This is a genomic window from Curtobacterium sp. C2H10 (assembly GCF_025407985.1).
Taxonomy (GTDB): domain Bacteria; phylum Actinomycetota; class Actinomycetes; order Actinomycetales; family Microbacteriaceae; genus Curtobacterium.
The window spans coordinates 1-268 of sequence record NZ_JABXGF010000153.1 but is presented as its reverse complement, the minus strand read 5'-3'; the positions used below and the strand labels follow the sequence as shown (position 1 = coordinate 268).

At 67.9% G+C, this 268-nt stretch carries 1 pseudogene; it reads right to left on the bottom strand.

What is annotated here, in order from left to right:
- A pseudogene (locus HWD93_RS18440) lies at nucleotides 1–268 on the bottom strand (efflux transporter periplasmic adaptor subunit); the annotation flags it as partial.

The following is a 268-nucleotide window of genomic DNA, read 5'->3' as shown; positions in this document are numbered from 1 at the left end:
GGGCCCGACCACGTAGACGACGCGCTTGTCCTGGTTCGCGGCGACCGCCTCGTCGGGGATCAACACGCCCTGGAACGGCTTGGTGGCCGGCATCGCGACGATGCCGAACAGGCCGGGCTTGATGAACTGATCGGCGTTCGGGACCGTGGCGCGCAGCAGGATCGTGCCGGTGGCGTTGTCGACACGGTTGTCGACGAAGTCGAGGGTGCCCTTGCGGGTCGGCTTCGCCTCGCCGGACAGCGAGATCATGATCGGCACGCCCTTACCC